Below are 17,862 nucleotides of genomic sequence, written 5' to 3'. Positions count from 1 at the left end.
GTCCTCTATTCCCTCGGGAGCGCGCAGGGCGCTCACTTCCTGCTTTCTCTTGTTTTATAGACACCTTGAAAGGGGTGGGCCTAAGGGGTGGGCAGGCCGGGGCCGTGTCGTTCATCCAGTTCTTCGGCTCCGCCTTGCAGGTAACGCCGCACTTCCACTCGCTGGTGCCGGACGGCGTCTTCGTGCAGAGGGAGGGCGGCGTGCGCTTCGAGGCGTTGCCGCCGCCCACGCAAGGTGAGGTGGAGCAGCTGCTGAGGGGGGGCGTCATCGGGTGCTGCGCCTGCTGGAGAAAAGAGGGGCCCTGCCCGCGCAAGGACCCGAGGATGCGCTGCAGGCGTACCAGGCGCCCTCCCTGCAGCAACGGCTGCGCTTGCCGGAGGTAGACGTCCGGCCCCCTCCCCGAAAGCAGCCCCGGTGCGCCTTGCTGGAAGGCTTCTCCCTTCATGCCAATACGCACGCCAAGACAGGCAGGGGCTGGAGCGGCTGTGCCGCGATGGGGCGCGTGGCGCGCTGGCGCTGAGGTTCCACGGCGTCTTTGCTCCAGGCGCGCAACTGCGGCCATTGAATGCTTCGAAAACCCACCTGTTGGCGAGGACGCGACCAGCGGGGACAACGCAGGCAAATGACCGTCGCACGAGGAGCGCCGAGCAAATCATGCATCGGCGCTCCTCGCGTGCCGGTTTCACTTTTCTCCGAAATAGCTGCCAAAGAATTTAACGGGCGACCAAGCCGGAAGGATCGCAGGCAGTTGAGGCGACAGAGCGCTATAGTCCTGCGCACCGAACACTACCTTACCGTTCATGATGGTCAGAACGGAGGTTACGGACTTGATCTGATCCTCAGGCACGTCGAAATAGTCCCTGTCGAGCACAGCAAGGTCCGCTAGGTTTCCGGGGGCGATCACGCCGATTTCGGAATCTGCATTCATGAACCATGCCCCCCCCCTGGTGAACAATTTAAGCGCCTCGGTGCGCGAAAGACGGTTGTTCTTGGCGAGAACCTCGGTTCCGGACACAGACTTGCCGGAAACCATCCAGCTTATACCGACCCATGGGTTAAACGTGGCTGCCCGGAATGCGTCCGTGGTCATGGCCAAAGGAATACCGCTATCCACGAGTGTGCGCAGGCGCGGTGTCTCCAAAGCCTTTTCGCGACTATACGTCTTGATGAAAGCATCGCCGTGCAACGCCATTTTAGCGTCCAGAGCGATGCCGCCGCCCAGCTTTTTCACTCGATCGATATTCTCCGGACTGATCGTTTCAGCGTGTTCCAGGCTCCATCGCAGGCCATCTAGCGGGATGCTCTCGCTCATCTTCTCCAGTGCGTCGAGAAATGGGGAGATGTTCTCGTTATAGCTGATGTGCATGCGGAACGGGATGCGTCGCTGGACCAGCTTCATCACATCCTGCTCGACGAAGCGCCGCATCTTTTCGGGATCGATGATCACCGCCGGACGATCGAAGTTTTCATGATCGTGCACTTCTCCGGACAAAACCTCCCCGGCGCCTCGATATTCATGGCCATGCGGCAAGGCGGGGTGCAGGTTTTGTCCTGGGCTTATCGGCGCTTTTTTCGTGATCGCCTCGACTTCCAGATCCACCATGTTTACGGGCCCGCCGTTGCCGAGCTGCAAATCCACGAAGGGCATGCGCACGTTGAGGCGGTTGTCTCGTGCAAGCACGTCTACCCTCGCCTGGGCCTCAGGGTATGGCCACCTGCCGCCATTATCGATGATTGAGGTCACGCCGAACCGGTTCAGGCCGTGAACACTATAGATCATCGAACTCACTTGTTCGTCGAACGTGGGCTGTGGCACCATGGTTTCGAGGGCGAGAAACAACCAGGTGTAGCCGTGGACCACACCAGTGGGGTTGCCGCGGCCATCCTTCTCGATTTCGATGTCCGGCAACTTCTGGAACCGATCGGTGCCTACGCCGAGTGCTTCCATCGCCCGCTTGTTCAAGAAGGCACGGTTATAGGCATATTGCACGATCATGGGGCGGTTGGGCACCGCCTTGCGCAGTTCATCCAGTGTGGGAAAGCGGTTCTCCTTGAATTGAAAGGGGGACCAGCCTCCGATTACTTTGACCCATTGCCCTTCCGGAGTGCGTGCGGCTTGTTCGCTCAGCATGGTCAACGCACGACGAAGCGTCGGCACGCCATCCCATCGCACATTGTAGTTATACGCCATGTCGTTGAGGACGTGCGTATGTGCATCGACGATGCCGGGGATGATCCGACGCTTGTGCGCGTCAATGACCTGGGTCTTGGAATTTTTCAGGCTGAGAATTTCCGCATCAGAGCCGACGGAATAGATGCGACCCTTCTTGACGGCCAAGCCCGAAGCTTCGGGCTGCGCACGGTCGCCAGTGAAGATCTTTGCGTTGACGACGATCAGATCAGCGCCGGGATCATCCTGCGTCGCTTGTGCCTGAGCCGCGGAGATCGACGAAATCGTCACAAACGCAATGAGTACTTTCCTGATCATTTTTCTCTCCCAAGCTGATTTCAAGAGGTGCGGCCAGAGTGAAAGCTATGCCCGCATCCCGCTCTGAAAACTGATTTGTCGGACGACCCAAGCGCCAGGTGGCCATGACAAAGCAAACAGTGCCATTGCACTCTGGGCTACGGTAGGTCTTCAGATTGCCACACCGTGTCGCAGGACCGGGAACGTCAACAGGTATTGACGAGCTGAGCACTTCGCTGGACGTGGCTGACGTCTGCCGTGTCAGGTCAGCAGCCCGCTATCGGCCATGGAGCCGGTGGGCACCAACACCTTCAGTAGCAGCGCTGCCACAGAGGATGGCAGGGCAAGGTGTCGTTGCGCGAGAAGGGTAGGGTGGCCAGGGCCGGCGTGTACTCCAAGGGGCTGCGCGGCTTCTCCTCACGCTTGGCTCACTGCTTGGGCGGCCCTCCTGGGCACCTCCTCTCCAGCCCTCACCCTCCACATGCCCTCTATCCCGCCTATACGCATACGCTTCCACTTGCTGATCCACGTCTTGCTCATCGTGAAGGGAGCAGGAGGGGTGAGAGCGATTGTGGAGCACCTGGGGTTGCCCCCGGCGAGTGAGCACCTGGCCCCTGAGCGAGGGCCGCCCCAGAGCGCGGGGTGTTGAAGCACAAGCCGCCTCAGCCAGCCAAGAGAGCCAGGCACCTGCCACGCCCCTCCTGGGAGGGCGGCTGGGCTGGGCAGGCGTGTGTCTGCTGGAGATGAAAGGCTTCTGCGCCGGCCGGCGTGCGGTTCATGGGCTCCCCGTCAGCGTCCCTCTCCTCCTGCTCTGCTTCCGCCCCCTACGCCCACGAGGGCGCCTGTCCTTCCTATGCTCCGGAAAGATCGTCGAGCACTGGGATGTATTACAGACGATCCCTTCCAAAGTGGAGAACCTCAACGGAATGTTCTGAATCGATCCGCACAGGTTAGGCGTCAGCGGTCGACGCCCACCGGGTTCGGGGCCTTTCCAAAACACGCGATTAGCATGTCGGTGAGCACCCTCACTTTTCGCGCCGGATGCGGACTTGGCGGCCGAATGACATAAATGCCTGCCAGCGGCGGCGGATAACGTGTCATGACCGGAACGAGCGCACCGGAAGCGACATGGTCTTGGGTGATGCCCTCCGGAAGCCAGGCGATGCCGAGCCCTGCCAAAGCCGCTGCTATCAGCGCCGTACCGTTATCGGCTTTGAAGCGTCCCTGTGGGCGGAGCGTGATGATCTTGTCACCATCTGTGAATTGCCAGGGTTCGGTGCCCTGCATCAGCGCCTGATGGACGACGAGTTCATCTGGCGTCTCCGGAGACCCATGCGCCTTGATGTAATCGGGACTCGCCACAAGTCTCCCATAGATGGGTCCAACATGCCGCGCGATCAGGTTTGAATCCTTCAGATAGCCAATCCGGATCGCGCAATCGAACCCCTCCGCGACGAGATCCACGAAGCGATCGCTATAGGAGGCGTGGATGTGGAGCTGCGGATGGAGTCGCGCCATGTCCGCGATCACCGGAGCCAGGTGCGTTGGCCCGAAGGTCAGCGGCACGGCAACGCGCAGCCGCCCGCGAAGCTCACCGTCGGGCTGGATCAATTCTCGGGCTGCGTCGATCTCGGCGCAGGCGCGCGCCGCATGATCGCGAAACGTGACGCCGGCTTCCGTGAGTGCAGCGCCCCGCGTGGTGCGCGAGAGCAACTGCACGCCGAGTTCCGCTTCGAGCCGGGCAAGCTGACGGCTGACGATTGACTTGGAGACGCCAAGCCGTCGAGCGGCGGACGACACGCCTCCTGCATCGGCCACTTCCACGAATGTCCTGAGCTCTTCGATATCCAATTCGGCGTTCCCCGTTCCGCGACACAGCTTAGCAGGAAGTGGCACTATCGCATCACGGATAGGAACGGCAATAACCCCCTCAGGCAACGTCGCCGTTGGCGCATGTCCCCCGGCCCAACTCACTTACAACGGCAGCAGAGGATGTATTCATGACCTTTCGTAATGGCCTTGCGTCGCTTCTTCGTCCCGAAGATTCGGTCCTCGTTCTGATCGACCACCAGCCTTTCCAGCTCACGAACCTGAACAGCCACGACCCGCACATGGCGGTCAATAATGCGGCAGCTTTGGCAAAGGCCGCCAAGGTCTTCGGCGTCCCGACCATTCTGACCAGCGTCATCGCCGAACGCGGCGGTCTTATCTTCCCGCAGATCACCAACGTCTTCCCGGGTCAGGAGGTGATCGACAGGACCTTGCTCAACACCTGGCAGGACAAGAAGGTGGTCGATGCGGTGAAGGCGACGGGCCGCAAGCAACTGATCATCGCAGGCCTGTATACGGAGATCTGTGTCGCAATGCCGGTGATCCATGCCCTCGGCGAAGGCTGGGATGTGACTGTCATCACCGATGCGTGCGGAGCGGTTTCGGTAGAGGCTCATCAGGTGGCCATCCAGCGCATGATCGCGGCCGGCGCGAACGTGATGACCTGGCTGGCACTTGCGTCTGAATGGCACCGCGACCACGCGCGGACAGAGCACGCTGCCGGCCTCGTCGAACTGCTCAAGGACCATATGGCTGGTAGCGGCATCGCATTCCTGTGGGAGCAGCAGCTGCTCAATACGCCCGTGCCGAAAAGCTAACTGATACCAGGGGACGGCGCGATCGCGAGAATGCCGACTGCTCATCGCAGTTTCGCCGTCCACCCTGCGGGCAAAAGCGATGGTCCAAGCTCGACGCAACGACGTTCACGAACATGGTTGCGCCAGCGCGGGAGGAGGAGCCGAGGAAGGAGGGCACACCCCGTTTGGACTGGGCCGGGCTGCTCAAAAGGACGTTCGCGCTGGAGGTGTTGGCGTCCGTGAAGGGAGCAGGAGGGGTGAGAGCGATTGTGGAGCACCTGGGGTTGCCCCCGGCGAGTGAGCACCTGGCCCCTGAGCGAGGGCCGCCCCAGAGCGCGGGGTGTTGAAGCACAAGCCGCCCCAGCCAGCCAAGAGAGCCAGGCACCTGCCGCGCCCCTCCTGGGAGGGCGGCTGGGGTAGGCGTGTACCCCAACGTGGCTGCGCGGCCTCTCCACCGGCTTGGCACACAGCCCACATGTCCCCCTCTGCGGCCCCCGTCAGCAGCCCTCCTCGGCCCCTCTGCACCAGTCCTCACCCTCAACAGGCCTTCTCTCCGCCCCAGCGGAGTTCCCGCTACGGCGTGCCACGTGCCGCCAGCGCTCTGAGCCGTGGCTCGCCAATCATCGTGAGCATGTCGGTCCTCTCGGCCGTCCAGCCAAGTTCGGCCCGTGACCGGGGGGAGCGTGAGCGGCTCGACGAGGACAGGATCAATGCGCCGAACGGGCCCCATACCCTGGACGCTTCCTCGACCGAGAGGCTCCGGGTCTCACACCGCATATCGCGCGCGACGGCCTCCGCGATCCAGCGGTTCGGGATCTCACCTCCAACGGCGTGGTAGAGCGCGCCAGCCCCTCCTTGGGTGAGCGCCAGCCCATAGAGACGGCACACGTCATCGATGTGGACGTGTGAGTAGCTGGCAAGCCCCTCGCCGACGTAGCAGGCCGCGCCGGTGAGGCCGACCGAGCGATAGACCATCGCCACGTGGCCATGATCGCCCGGCCCCCAGATCAGGGGTGGCCGGAGCACGATGCCTCGTACCCCTCGTGAAGGAGCCGCTCGGACGAGGCGCTCTGTTTCAATGCGGTGCGCCGCCAGTTCCTCGTGTTCGAAGACATCGTCCTCCGCGAAGCTGTTCTGACTCCAGGCACCGGCCGTGCGCTGGAGCATCACCCCGGTGCCCGAGGTGAAGAGGAACGTCTTGCCCGTTCCCACCAGTGCGCCGAGAAGCGACGAAACGGCGCGATACTCGGCTTCGGGGGCAAGCTGCGGAGCGAACACCACGGCGTCGCTTCGTCCCACCGTCTCGACGATGGTCTGGAGTGCACGCTCTGAAGCCAGATCACCGGCAATGGGCTCGATCCCTTCAGCCTGGAGACGCGTGGCGGCCTCTGCCGAGCGCACAAGACCCGAGACCTCGTACCCGCTGGCAGCGAAGTGCCGTGCGAGAGCGCCCCCGACGAAGCCCGCCGCGCCGATGACAGCGATTCTCATCTGCTGTCCCGCTGGCACCGTGTCGTCGTCGCGTCTCCTCACTACATCCGGCGCCACGGCGAGCCGAAGACGCCCGCCGCGCTTGCCTCCCACGAGTCCATCTCACCCGTCCGTGACGCGGCGGCCGAGGTCTGGACGCTCGTGAACGGGGCATCCACCGCCCGCGTCCGGATGAAGGTTCGCTGCTCGTGCAATGCGGGGCACTTGCTCCGTGAGCTTGCTCTTGATGGCCTCGGTGTCGCGTTACTTCCGCACTGGTTCGTCGCCGCCGATCTCCAGAGCCAGCGGCTGCGGCAGATCCTGCCGGGATGGCAGTCGGAGCCGGTCGAGGTGTATGCCCTCTACCGGGCTTTCCACCGCCACGAGCCACGTGTCCGGCTCCTCGTCGAGCATCTGCGCGCTGCGTACGCCGAGAGTGAGCAGAACGCCTGAGTGGAGGCTCGCCGCTCGAGCCAGGCCGTCAGTCCGTTCTTATTTTTGCATCATTTCTCACGCTCACGGCTCACACCCACAGGTTGTGTAAAGCCTCGGCGCACACTCCGTGCACTGCAGATAAGCACTGGATTTTTCCATGATGAATAAACTCGCGGCAGCTGTCCTGGGACTGGGCTTCCTTTGGAGCGGGGGCACGGCCCACGCCTACATCTACAACGAGCGGATGTGCAGCTACGGCGCCACCAGTCCCCTTTGGAATGTCGGCAGCACCATGGTCGTCGACTTCACGGCGGGCGCGACCCTGTCGGCCTCCGGCACCAGCGCCATCCCCGTGGACTTCTACCTGTCCCCTACGAGCACGGTGACGTCCTCCAGCATCTTTCTCAAGACCAGCCTGAAGGCCACCATCACCTCTCCCGGCCCCAACTGCTCGGCCATGGCCCATGACACCCTGAGCCTGCCCGCGACGACGAACGGCTCCTGCTTCGCGCTGGGCAACTATTACCTCATCGCCAAGACGGGGACGTCCCAGCTCGCCTCCTTGCAGGGCATTCAGGCCGTGGGCCACCCGACGATCACCGGCTTCTCGCCCCTGACGGCGCCCGTGGGGGGCCTCGTCACCCTCACGGGGACGAGCTTCGACAGCCAGACCGCCGTCTTCTTCAATGGCGTGGCCGCCGCGCGCTCCATCTTGAACGCGACGACGCTCGTGGCCCAGGTGCCCTCGGGCGCCACGACCGGAAAGATCCGGGTCAGCCGGGCCGACTCGACCACCACCTTCTGCAACCTGCCGCAGACCTCCAGTGCGACCTTCACCGTCGACCCGTATTGCCTGTCGAGCGCCAGCTACAACAGCTACGGCGCCATCGACTACGTGGCCTCGTCCGAGTTCACGAACAACACGATCGGGCTCGGCACCTGCCCCAACTACACCAACAACACCCCGTACGTCGTGTCCGCCACGGCGGGCCAGGTGGGCAAGGAGATCGACATCCAGTTCGGCTCCTGTGGCCAGCCCAACTACGAGAAGCTGTTCAAGATGTACGTGGACTGGAATGGCGACAATGACTTCACGGATCCGGGCGAGTTCCTCATCGACGCGCCGTCCGTCTCCAGTGATGTCCTGTACACCATCACCCTCAACATCCCGACGACGGTGCTGCCGGGCACCAAGCGCATGCGCTTCATCGTCGCCGTCCACGATGACGCCGGGACGAACCCGGAGAGCGTCTTCTCGTGCGGCGCGTACAACTTCGGCGAGACCGAGGACTACCTGCTCAACATTGCCCCTGCCCCCGCCTTCACACCCACCGCTCGCGGCTCGGAGCAGCCCCACGCGGAGCTGACGGTCTCGCGTGGAGAGGAGTCACCCTCGGTGCGGCTCGGAACGGACGCCACCTCCCTCCCGGCCCTGCGCTTCACCCTGCCCGGACAGCCGTAGTCCGGCGGCCCGGCGTGTCGGATCACTCGGTGATGGTGAACCGGACCGGGACGGTGAAGGCCGCGGAGTTGCGGCCCGTCAGCGTCACGTCCGCCTCATAGCTCCCTGGGGGCAGCTCCCCCTGGACGATGATGTGGAAGCGCGAGACCGTCCCCGTCTCCATCCAGACCGGGAAGGCCTGGGGGCACGTGGAGAACACACACGAGAGCCACTCGCCCAGGGCAATGAACGGCGTGGTAATGGCGAGGGGGACCGCCAGGAAGGGGGCCGCGATCCCCGCCTCGCCCACGGTGTCCCAGAGCTGCTCGACGGCCGTCTCCACCTCCCCGAGCGCGACGCGGACCGCCTCCTTGCCGCTGCCGGTGACCTGAAGATCCGAGAGCACCGCCTGACCGCTCAGCGTTTTCTCCCGGAAGATCACCGGGACCAGCCCGCGCTGGTTCTTCTTCAGCGTGAGGGGCGTCGCGTCATAGGACACCTCGAGCTCCGCCGGAATGAGCAATCCCGGCTCCGTCACGGCCTGGGTGAGCCGGAAGGTGTCCGCGCTCCGCACGGTACCGGGCTGGACGGTGATCTTCGCCTCGAGCCCCATCACCGCGCTGGGCAGCGGTGGGGCAGTGGCCAGCGCGGGCGAGGTGAGCGAGCCCGCGCTCACCTTGCCTCCGAGTGCGAACCCGTCGTACTCGAGCGTGCTCGACGTCACCTCGAGGCGGGAGGCGCCGTCCCAATACATCTGTCTCGCGGAGGTGATCGTCACGCTCCCAGGGAGGGCGGTATGACCCGTGGCAGTGACCAGGACTCCGCGGGTGAAGCCTGAGAGGCTCAGGTTCCTGGGAGACACGCTCGCGGCGTCCGAGAAGAACAGGGCACTCTTCGCGTCACTCCAGTTCTCGGGGAAGGTGACTTGGGGCTTGGTGCCACCGGTGACAGATGCGGTGCTCAGCTCGACGGCGGGCGAGGCGGTGCCGTCCTCCAGGTGGGTGCGCGTGGCGACGGCTCCAATCTCCACCTGCCCCAGCGAACCGCCGGCGATATGGATTCGCTGGCCTTCCAGCACGAGGAGCCCCGTCTCGGCTCCGACCTGGGCGTCCGCGAAGAAGAGGTAGTGCTTGTTGTCCGGGAAGAGGGGCCCTGTGGCGAAAACGCCGGAGTCGACCTGCACCCGCCCCTTTCCGCTGATGTGGATGGGGTTGCCGGAGAGCTCGAAGGTGGCCGGCACGCCGCGGGGGCGCCCCGCCTTCTCGGCCGTCCAGCGGGCGCGGCGTTGCTCGAGCGTCTCGGGGGGCTGGTTCTCATCGTCCGGCCCGGCTCCCACAGCGGGGCCGGAGGAATCACCACACCCCAGTGAGCTCAGGAGGGTGAGCACGGCACATACCGATGCCAGGGATCTGCTCAGGTTTCGCATGAACGCTCCATCACGGCCGGCCCACGGTTGACCAGTGTATTGTCCGTGGGCTGACGTTCTGGATCATGCCGCAGTGCGCAGGCCCCCCGCCAGGCGCTCATGGGACTGGCCAACAGTAAACTTCCGGGGTGTGAAGCCGGTCTTGATGACTCCTGGAACGGAAGTGGGCCCATGGCGCGTGCTGGAGCAGCGCGGCCAGGGCTCCTACGGCGCCGTCTATCGTGTCGAGAAGGGAGGGCACCCGGAGGAGGGACCCTTCGCATTGAAGCTGGCGCTCCACGTGAACGATCCGCGTTTCGAACGCGAGGGGGAGCTGCTCTCCCGTCTCCAACACGCAGGCATTCCCCGGCTGGTGGAGCGGGGCACCTGGGAAGTGCAGGGAGGAGGGGGCTTCCCCTTCATCGTCATGGAGTGGGTGGAGGGAGTACCCCTCTACGAGTGGGCTGCGCAGCACCCGCTGACCTCGCGCCAGGCCTTGAAGTTCCTGGCGCAGGTGGCTTCCGCGTTGGCGGCCACACACGAAGCGGAAGGCGTTCACCGGGACGTCAAGGGTGACAATATTTTGGTGCGGACGTGTGATTCCGGGGCCGTGCTGATGGACTTCGGCTCGGCGTATTACCGAAGGGCCCGGGTGCTCACGCACCAGTTTCCGCCGCCAGGAACGCCCGAGTATCAGAGCCCCGAATGCCAGCGCTTCCAGTGGGAAGCCCGGCATCAGCCGTCGGCCCGCTATGAGGCTCAGCCCTCCGATGACCTGTACGCCCTGGGAGTGACGGCGTACCGGCTTGTCACGGGCAGGTATCCACCGGCCTTGGACATGAAGGTGACAGAAAAGGGGGTCGAGTTCTTTCAGCCGCCGTGGCTACCCCCCGAGACCTTGGTCTCCGTGTGCCCGGAATTGGCGGAGATCATCCAGCAACTGCTCAGCGACGAGCCCTCCGCGCGGGGCAGCACCTAGGAAGTGGCCGAGGTGCTGGAGTACCGTGCAAAGACTGCCGGACCTCGTGCGGACCTCCGCATCACCCCGTTGTCCGCTCAAGCAAGCCCTGGCCAGTTACTCCCGCCGCAATCATCTTGGGCGGAGGCCCCGTGGCTGGCGATGGCTGCGCTGGTGTACCTGTTGATCGGGGCATGGTGGATGAAAGAGGGACACGTGCCTGCGCCCGAGAAGGTTCAGCACGCGCAGACCCATGAACAAAGGGACGGTGGAACGGTAGGCCTCGGGGAGCAGGTGCTTGCCAGTCCTCCAGAGGCGCGCCCACATGAGCCGGGAATGAGTGGGATCGCTCTCGACATCCCCAAGAAGCCGCTGCCTGGGCAGCGGCGTCCTCCTTGTGAAAAATACACGGTGGAGATCCATGGGGGATGCTGGGCACAGGTGAGCGGTGCGGTATCGCCATGCAGTGCCAGTATGTATGAATGGAAAAAGGCGTGTTACCTGCCCCATATCGATCCCAGGAGGCCTTCGACCTCAGCTGCCCCGTAAAGGCCCTTGAATCGTGGGTTCAGTGCGCTGCGCGTCCGCCTATTTTCGGAAAACGCTCGTAGGCCCGAAGGAGTGCCGCGAGGTGCGCTGGGTTGTCGAGTTCAAGGGGGGCGTCCGTGAGCCGGACAACCCACCCACCCGTTGCGGTGCGTCGTGACTGCGAGAGCAGGTCCGCGTCGCGTGCTGGCTCTGGGAAGCCGATGGCCCGTGCGGCATTGGCAGACCAGTAGTTCAGCCATCCCAAGCGATGAGGAATCTCAGGCGAGCGGATATCTTTCCCTTGCTTGAGCGGTGGGAGTCCTCTGGGAGGGCTCGGCACCCCCTCCAACGTGCGGCTCGCTTGCCTCACAATGTCTAGGGCCGCGGCAAAGGGTGTGGCTTGCCCCCACAGCGCTTGCGCGCCCTCTGCGATTGCCTCCAGCATCTCCGCTGCTGCCGCAATGACAGCCGGTTCCAGTGGCAGGTCTGCATGGATGTCGAGCATCGGCTGACCGCCGGGGCCATATGTGGCCGGTATCTCCAATGCGGCCATCGTGACCGGGTAACTCTCGTCGTTATTGCAGACGAAGGGAAGACTGCGAGTCCTTCGTGCATGGGCGAACCATTCATCACGTTGCGGAAGGTGGATGAGCTTTTTGTCCTCTGAGACGGTCCAGTCAAGGCGCATGCCTGAGAGCGCCTGCTCCAACCCATGGACGGCACCGACAAGGCGAGCATCGTCACCCACATGAACGGGTGTATAAACTTTGATGCCCAGAACGTTTCGAATCACCGGCATTTCAGCACCAGGGCATGAGGACGATAATGAGATCGGGCGTCAAGCTCTCCAGCATGTCTTTGTGCTCTTGCGTCCGAACTCCAATGACAAACTGGTAGCCGCAGGCCTCTGCGAGTTCGCGCTCTCGCAGTCCTTCCGCCACCTGTTTTCCGAGTTCAATCCGCTGAATGTAAGCGTTGTACGTCTCGATGTCGGTAGTTTTGACTTCCCAGAGTGTTCGTGTGGTCAGTTGCAGGGCGTCGAAGCGCTTCCCATTGACGAGCACATCCCAGCCCGGGAAGCTGTTCTGCGGAACCCTGTCGGCGCACGTATTGTGCAGTTCATCTCCGCCCAGGTGAGGCACGCGCTGAGGCGTACACTTCGGGTTGCGCTCTCGCTCAACGGAAGAGGGTGGCAAGGGGGGCCAATTCTGGCCTGAGGGCTGCGGCTTGGGTCTTCGTTTCGGCAGGGCTGCTGTTGAGGAAGGCTCTGTTTGGAGCACAGGCCTCTCGTCATCAGGACGGACCCCGCTCAACTCATGCGTATCCAGAGCTTCCTGGATGGCGACGGCGACCACCACCGCGCCCGTGAGAATGACGGCGCCCACAACGATCTCCGGTGCCGCCAGAATACAGACGCCGATTCCTACGGCCGCCGCCCCCGCGGAGGCGACGGCGCATCGTCTGGTGGGGTCTCGAAACCGGACCTTCTCGCGGTCGAGTTCCTGAAAGCACCGGTCCACCAGCACGGGCCAGGGGTGGGAAGCCTCCTGGACCACGCACCGTCCCTCGTCTTTCCAAGGCAGCGCCGCCGCTCTCTGGAGGTTGGCGATCCGCTGGCTCCGGGCCACTGGCTTTTTCGGGCCTGGCGTCGGAGCAGCGCAGGCAGAGAGGAAGAGCAGAAGCGCGGCGTAAGTTCGGAGACGCATGACCCTGTCCGTTCAATCAAGCCAGGAGGCTGGAGGTCAAGGACGGCCTGCGCTGCTGGCCCAGTCCGGGTTCAGCAGCAGTCGCACGGGTGAACCCACGTCCGGCACGGCCTGCGCCCCACTTCCGGCAGCCACCTCACGAGGCGGGGCGTGGCCCGTTACTTCCCACCGCAGCTCGTGATGAAGGTCTCCGGCCGCTTGCAGGTGGCACTCCCCTTCACCTGGGTGAACACTGGGGCGCAGCTGGCCGAGGCGGGGGTCTTCCCGGGGGACGTGGAGAGCACGGACAGTGTGGGGATGCCAGCCGGGAGGCTCTCGCTGTTGGAGTCCGGGGTGTGCCCGATGATGCGGCGCACGTGCGACAGGCTCTGCCGGTACCATCCCAGGAAAGGCCGGTAGGCCGGGCCCGCGTAGTGGCTGTCGGCGATCATCGGCGTGTCGTCGGGGGGCGGCTTGCCCTGGTTGTAGCGCTCGAAGTCCGCGCCCAGGAGGAGGGTGCGGTCCGGGTTGCTGGCGAGCTGGCCATAGGTCATGCCTGTCCAGACCACCACGTGGGTGATGTTCGTGTTCGGTGCCTTGCCCTGTCCTCCCTGGGCATTGCCCATGATGTAGAGCAGGTCCCCAGGCAGCAGGTCTTTCTGGTGCGCGGCGAAGGTGTTCGCGTTGATGTCGAGCAGCACCCCGGCCATGCCCTGCTCACACGCCTGCATGTCGATCTGGCTGGGGAGCTGATCGAGAGGCACCCCGAGGGCGAAGCTATAGAGGAAGGTGGTGAAGTTCGAGCAATCGAAGCCTTGCTGCTTCACCTGCTCGTCCGGAAACGGCTGGCCTGGCGGGGCCTGGGTGCCGCCGGTGTTGCGGTTCGAGGTACAGGTCGTGGGAGAAGTGTCCTTCATCCGCTGCGGTTTCGCAGGCGGCAGCCAGGTGGGCACGTGGTGATGGCAGTAATTGAACTGCTGGCGGATGATGAAATCCACGGCGGCCAGAATGCGCTGCCGCTGCCAGCCCGGCTCCCGTACCGGGCACTGGGTGCCAGGGGCCACGTCGGGTACCCCGTAGAGGTACATGGAAGGCCCCCAGGTCCCCACCTGGGAGGAATTCACAGAGGAGGACAGATTCAGGCGGCAGGAGAGATCGGACTGCAAGGCTTCCGGACTGCCACACTGCGGACCGGAGATGGCGCAGGAGACCTGGGCGGTGCCCTTCGGAGGCGCTGCCCCGCCACGCGCGCTGACCAGGAGTGCCGCGGCCAGGACGCCTTGGCCATACCGTTTCCAATGGGACGTATTCATGGTGAGTTCCTTCCCGAAGAAAAAGAGGGTGTCAGGGGACGAGGCGCGTCAGTGGGTGCCGCCCGCCTGGGAGAGCTGGCTGTCGAAGGCGATGAACAGGCCGCTGTAGGTGCCGTCACCGTTGGAGACGATCAGCGCGCCATCCTGGTAGCGGCTCGGATGGGTGACGCCCTGGGTCATGTGCACCTCGTCGATCCCGGCCGTCCCGTCCGGGTCCGAATACCCGCGGCCGAAGACATAGAGGGTCCCGTTGCCCCCCACCTTCGCGGACTGGATGAGGGCTTCCACCATCTCCACCAGGCTCACCTCGCCGGGCGAGTCGCTCGGGGCCGACTCATCGAGGAGCTGCATCTGGTTCAGGTCGAAGAGGTCGCTGAAGCACACCCCCTGGTCGAGCGGGGTGAAGCTCTTGGAGGTGTTCCGGATCAGCTTCAGCACCGATTCGTCCGTCAGCGGGTCGAGCCGCAGGTAGCGCAGGTTGGGGTCCCCGAGCTTGGAGCGGATGTTGATGTTGCACTGGATCGTCCTGGGCTGGCCGACGTCGAGCGACAGGTTGAAGTGCTCAGAGTTCGAGCGCGCCCCCGAGGTGTCACCCGGCTGGCGGTCGTTGATGACGCCACCCGCCACGTCGATCTCCGGGGGAGAGAAGGCTTCGACGACGTTTCCGATGGCGAGGGAGTAGGTGTAGTGGCTGCTCATGATGGGCTCCTGGGCGTGAGGGCTGGAGTGCGACGGCCTTGAGGAGTACCAAGCGCATGCGTTGCTCACTGTGAGCCCGCTCACCCGAAACCTGTGAATGGGAAGACACCCCTTCAGGAAGCGCGAAAGAGAGCCCATGGGGTGGCAGGGCGCTTGCTATCCTGAGCATTCATGGCCACGAAACTTCGATGTCTCGCGCTGATGCTGGTGACGTTGGGTGGGGCCGGGTCATGCCGTGCCCATCAGGAAGACGGCATCCCGGCCGCCATGGCCTGCGTGGATGATGCGTGGGAGGACGACGACACGCTGGAGCAGGGGAAGGCCACCCCCCCTCTCTCCCACATCTACAACCACGGGCCCTTGGTGCTGGAGGGAAGGGTGGCGTGCCCTGGCGACGCGGACTGGATTCAGGCCTGGGTGGACTGCTGTCACCCTGCCGGTGCCGTCGTGCGCTGGGATGCTTCACGGGGACCGCTGGAGGTGGAGCTCCTGGATTCCAGTGGCCAGCCCATCCCGCTGAGCGAACCCGGAGACACCGTCCAACGCCAACCGGGTGAGATCCGCCTGCTTCGGGCCGAGCTTCAAAACGTCTTCTTCGTCCGGGTTCGTGCCGGGGGCGCGGCAGCGGTGCCGTACACCGTCAGCCTGATCGCGCCCGTGTTCGTCCATCGGAGGCCTGAGGACCTCTTCGAGCCCTCGGCAGCCTGCGCTCTGGCTCAAGGGCGCAGAGGGGGCCCCGTCGGGTGCCTGTGAGCCCTTGCGAGCGGCCCGCTTTGCAGGGGAGGGGAGCGTCATCAAGGTTGGTGTGAGGGCCCGTCCTCAAGAGGTGGGTGTCATGTCGAATCCCCGGCTGCCTTCTCCCCGTACCATCGCGGACGCGCTGCTTGCCGGAGACAACGCGGCCGTTTTCGATGCCGCGAGCCGCTACATGAGCTTTGGAGGTGCCCCGTTCCTCGTGGATGCGCTTGCCTGTCCCGTCATGGAGGAGGTGGGGGCGCGCTGGCATGCTGGCACTGCATCCGTGGCGGACGAACACGCCGCCTCGGAGCTGTTGCGTGAGCTTTTCTCAACCCTGCTGCCTGGCCTGGCGTGGCATCAGGGGGGCCCCAAGGCCGTCGTCACCTGCGCTCCCGGCGAGCAGCACCTTCTGGGGGCCAAGCTCATTTCCCAGGTCTTGGCGCTCGACGGCTGGCACGTGCGGTTTCTCGGCGCGGACACCCCTGCCAAGGACCTCGCCCTGTTCGTCGTCCGCGAGCACCCGGTCCTCGTGGGGCTCTCGGTCACCATGGCCGACCACGTTCCCGCCGCGCACACCGCGCTCGCGTTGATACACCGCAGGGCACCCGATGTCCGTCTCGTGGCGGGCGGGAGCGCGGCATGGGCGCTGAGGCCTGCCGGGCGAGAGGCGTGGACCGTGCTCTCCTCCACCCAGGAGCTCTTGTGGCTGACGCGCGGCGGCACTGGCGAACACATCGGCCTCCGCTAACCGGAGGCTCATCCCCCGGAGGGGAGGTGAGACGCCTCTCCGAGGGAGGGCCGCTGCGGCTGAGAATCCATCGGCAGGACCACGATGAAGGTCGAGCCCTTCCCTGGCTGACTGCGCACGACGATGGTCCCCCCGTGGGCCTCGACGATCTGCCGCGCGACATACAACCCAAGCCCCATTCCCCCGTAGCGCTTGGGAGAGACCGCCCGCTCGAAGCGCTCGAAGATGCGGCTTGTGTCCGCGGGCACCAGGCCGATCCCCTGGTCCTGGACGAACAGGCGCGCGACCCCCTGCTTCTCTTCCACGGACACGTCGATGGGATGCCCGGCCCCGTACTTGATTGCATTCGAGATGAGACTGGAGAGCACCTGCTCCAGCCTCAGCCGGTCCCACACGCCTCGAACCTGGCCAGGGGTATGGGCTTCCAGCTGGCACCCCGCTCCCTCCGCCTCTTCCTGGAAGCGGTCCGTCACCTCGGTGGCCAGTGCGGACAGATCCATGTCCTCCAGCAACAGGCCCAGCCGTCCGGTCGCGATGCGCGACACATCCAGCAGGCGGTCCACGAGCTGGATCAGGCGCTGCACCTGGGCCGTGGACCTTTCGAGGTGCCGCATCACCCGGGGGTCGTCGAACCCGGCCGCCACCACGCTGCGGCGGAGCGTCTCCAGCTGTAGCTTCAGGGGGGTCAGGGGCGTGCGAAGCTCGTGGGCGGCAATGGAGAGAAATTCGTCCCGTGATTTGACCCCCTCGCGCTCCTTCTGGAGCAGCGGCTCGAGTTCGCGTGTGGCCCGGAGCTCCACCTGGGCCATCACACAGGCCGCGAGATCCTTGAGGATGCTCGCCTCGCGGTCCGTCCAGCGGCGCGGGACTGTATCCAGAACGCAGAGTGTCCCCACGGCATGGCCGCCGGAGCCGATGAGCGGAGCGCCTGCATAGGCAATCGCTCCCAAGGTCCCCAGGGCCAGGCACTCGCGGAGCAGGGGGTGCTGACGGGTGTCCTCCACCAGCAAGGGCGCCCCCCCGGCCATCGTGTGTTGACACACCGTGTGCGACAGCGGCATCGCGCGTTGTCGCAGCCACGGCTCGGGCAGGCCAAGACAGCTCTTACAGAACAGGCGCTCTTCAGCCAGAAAGTTCACCATCCCCATGGGGGCGTGGAGACAGTGGCACGCCAGCCGGGTGAGGCGGTCGAACGCCTCCTCCGTTGGGCTGTCCATGAGCCCCGTCTGGCGAGGATCCTCCAGGCGTTCCTGCGAGCGGAAGAGGTTCTGCTCGTTGGCGCTCTCACCCATGGCCAGTCCTCTGGCTGCACACCCTTGCACCGCGCTTGACCGAATGGGGTGCGCCG

General features: G+C 64.6%; 15 protein-coding genes and 1 pseudogene. 7 read left to right on the top strand and 9 right to left on the bottom strand.

Annotation, left to right across the window (positions count from 1 at the left end; all coding sequences use genetic code 11):
• The first annotated feature begins 74 nt into the window (after positions 1–74).
• Complete coding sequence (locus tag KY661_RS37770; protein ID WP_225412444.1) at positions 75–383, top strand: transposase; 309 nt, start codon at positions 75–77, stop codon at positions 381–383.
• Positions 384–682: 299 nt separating this feature from the next.
• Here the strand turns inward: KY661_RS37770 and KY661_RS24080 are convergent, their stop codons facing one another.
• The gene (locus tag KY661_RS24080; protein ID WP_225412436.1) at positions 683–2,488 is read right to left on the bottom strand and encodes an amidohydrolase; all 1,806 of its coding nucleotides are present in this window, start codon (positions 2,486–2,488) and stop codon (positions 683–685) included.
• A gap of 936 nt (positions 2,489–3,424) precedes the next feature.
• Positions 3,425–4,318, bottom strand: a complete 894-nt coding sequence (locus KY661_RS24075) for a LysR family transcriptional regulator (RefSeq protein ID WP_225412435.1) — start codon at positions 4,316–4,318, stop codon at positions 3,425–3,427.
• A 149-nt stretch (positions 4,319–4,467) separates the two neighbouring features.
• Here KY661_RS24075 and KY661_RS24070 point away from each other — a divergent pair, with 149 nt between their 5' ends.
• Positions 4,468–5,115: an isochorismatase family protein gene (locus tag KY661_RS24070; RefSeq protein WP_225412434.1), complete on the top strand. Its 648-nt coding sequence runs from the start codon at positions 4,468–4,470 to the stop codon at positions 5,113–5,115.
• A 552-nt stretch (positions 5,116–5,667) separates the two neighbouring features.
• On the opposite strand, the gene KY661_RS24065 is transcribed toward KY661_RS24070, so the two are convergent.
• Positions 5,668–6,585: an NAD-dependent epimerase/dehydratase family protein gene (locus KY661_RS24065; protein WP_225412433.1), complete on the bottom strand. Its 918-nt coding sequence runs from the start codon at positions 6,583–6,585 to the stop codon at positions 5,668–5,670.
• On the opposite strand from KY661_RS24065, the gene KY661_RS24060 reads away from it, so the two are divergent.
• Together KY661_RS24060 and KY661_RS24055 are read left to right on the top strand one after the other, a co-directional pair.
• Positions 6,529–7,017, top strand: coding sequence for a substrate binding domain-containing protein (locus KY661_RS24060; RefSeq protein WP_225412432.1), 489 nt, complete (start codon positions 6,529–6,531; stop codon positions 7,015–7,017). The two genes, KY661_RS24065 and KY661_RS24060, sit on opposite strands and share 57 nt — an antisense overlap.
• 139 nt (positions 7,018–7,156) lie before the next feature.
• Positions 7,157–8,461: a GEVED domain-containing protein gene (locus KY661_RS24055; protein WP_225412431.1), complete on the top strand. Its 1,305-nt coding sequence runs from the start codon at positions 7,157–7,159 to the stop codon at positions 8,459–8,461.
• Positions 8,462–8,483: 22 nt separating this feature from the next.
• Here KY661_RS24055 and KY661_RS24050 read toward each other — a convergent pair whose 3' ends face one another.
• Complete coding sequence (locus KY661_RS24050) at positions 8,484–9,827, bottom strand: hypothetical protein (protein ID WP_225412430.1); 1,344 nt, start codon at positions 9,825–9,827, stop codon at positions 8,484–8,486.
• A gap of 184 nt (positions 9,828–10,011) precedes the next feature.
• Here KY661_RS24050 and KY661_RS24045 point away from each other — a divergent pair.
• Positions 10,012–11,352 (top strand): annotated as a pseudogene (locus tag KY661_RS24045) (serine/threonine protein kinase).
• Positions 11,353–11,371: 19 nt separating this feature from the next.
• On the opposite strand, the gene KY661_RS24040 reads toward KY661_RS24045, so the two are convergent.
• The 4 genes from KY661_RS24040 to KY661_RS24025 all read right to left on the bottom strand — a co-directional run bounded on the left by KY661_RS24040 (position 11,372) and on the right by KY661_RS24025 (position 15,028).
• The gene (locus KY661_RS24040) at positions 11,372–12,130 is read right to left on the bottom strand and encodes a DUF5953 family protein (protein ID WP_225412429.1); all 759 of its coding nucleotides are present in this window, start codon (positions 12,128–12,130) and stop codon (positions 11,372–11,374) included.
• Between the two features lies 1 nt (position 12,131).
• Positions 12,132–12,887, bottom strand: a complete 756-nt coding sequence (locus KY661_RS24035; RefSeq protein ID WP_317987294.1) for a DUF6310 domain-containing protein — start codon at positions 12,885–12,887, stop codon at positions 12,132–12,134.
• A gap of 308 nt (positions 12,888–13,195) precedes the next feature.
• Positions 13,196–14,329: a hypothetical protein gene (locus KY661_RS24030; RefSeq protein WP_225412427.1), complete on the bottom strand. Its 1,134-nt coding sequence runs from the start codon at positions 14,327–14,329 to the stop codon at positions 13,196–13,198.
• Between the two features lie 48 nt (positions 14,330–14,377).
• Positions 14,378–15,028, bottom strand: coding sequence for a DUF2278 family protein (locus KY661_RS24025; protein WP_225412426.1), 651 nt, complete (start codon positions 15,026–15,028; stop codon positions 14,378–14,380).
• Positions 15,029–15,199: 171 nt separating this feature from the next.
• Here KY661_RS24025 and KY661_RS24020 point away from each other — a divergent pair, with 171 nt between their 5' ends.
• On the top strand, positions 15,200–15,781 hold the full coding sequence (locus KY661_RS24020; RefSeq protein ID WP_225412425.1) for a hypothetical protein: 582 nt from the start codon (positions 15,200–15,202) through the stop codon (positions 15,779–15,781).
• Between the two features lie 82 nt (positions 15,782–15,863).
• Entirely contained in the window at positions 15,864–16,514 is a 651-nt protein-coding gene (locus KY661_RS24015) for a cobalamin B12-binding domain-containing protein (protein WP_225412424.1), read from the top strand.
• Between the two features lie 8 nt (positions 16,515–16,522).
• On the opposite strand, the gene KY661_RS24010 is transcribed toward KY661_RS24015, so the two are convergent.
• Positions 16,523–17,806 (bottom strand): GAF domain-containing sensor histidine kinase, encoded by a 1,284-nt coding sequence (locus tag KY661_RS24010; RefSeq protein ID WP_225412423.1) that lies wholly within the window; start codon positions 17,804–17,806, stop codon positions 16,523–16,525.
• Between the last annotated feature and the right edge of the window lie 56 nt (positions 17,807–17,862).

The organism is Allostigmatella hybrida, assembly GCF_020103775.1.
Classification (GTDB): Bacteria; Myxococcota; Myxococcia; order Myxococcales; family Myxococcaceae; genus Hyalangium; species Hyalangium aurantiaca.
Note: the sequence above shows the minus strand (reverse complement) of the source record. Positions and strands in the feature narration are given on the sequence as shown.

Bases quoted from the DNA above. Each gene is read 5' to 3' on its own strand.
- KY661_RS24080 (WP_225412436.1), bottom strand. From the start codon at position 2,488: ATGATCAGGAAAGTACTCATTGCGTTTGTGACGATTTCGTCGATCTCC.
- KY661_RS24010 (WP_225412423.1), bottom strand. From the start codon at position 17,806: ATGGGTGAGAGCGCCAACGAGCAGAACCTCTTCCGCTCGCAGGAACGC.
- KY661_RS24055 (WP_225412431.1), top strand. From the start codon at position 7,157: ATGATGAATAAACTCGCGGCAGCTGTCCTGGGACTGGGCTTCCTTTGG.
- KY661_RS24065 (WP_225412433.1), bottom strand. From the start codon at position 6,585: ATGAGAATCGCTGTCATCGGCGCGGCGGGCTTCGTCGGGGGCGCTCTC.
- KY661_RS24070 (WP_225412434.1), top strand. From the start codon at position 4,468: ATGACCTTTCGTAATGGCCTTGCGTCGCTTCTTCGTCCCGAAGATTCG.
- KY661_RS24020 (WP_225412425.1), top strand. From the start codon at position 15,200: ATGGCCACGAAACTTCGATGTCTCGCGCTGATGCTGGTGACGTTGGGT.
- KY661_RS24030 (WP_225412427.1), bottom strand. From the start codon at position 14,329: ATGAATACGTCCCATTGGAAACGGTATGGCCAAGGCGTCCTGGCCGCG.
- KY661_RS24025 (WP_225412426.1), bottom strand. From the start codon at position 15,028: ATGAGCAGCCACTACACCTACTCCCTCGCCATCGGAAACGTCGTCGAA.
- KY661_RS24040 (WP_225412429.1), bottom strand. From the start codon at position 12,130: ATGCCGGTGATTCGAAACGTTCTGGGCATCAAAGTTTATACACCCGTT.
- KY661_RS24015 (WP_225412424.1), top strand. From the start codon at position 15,864: ATGTCGAATCCCCGGCTGCCTTCTCCCCGTACCATCGCGGACGCGCTG.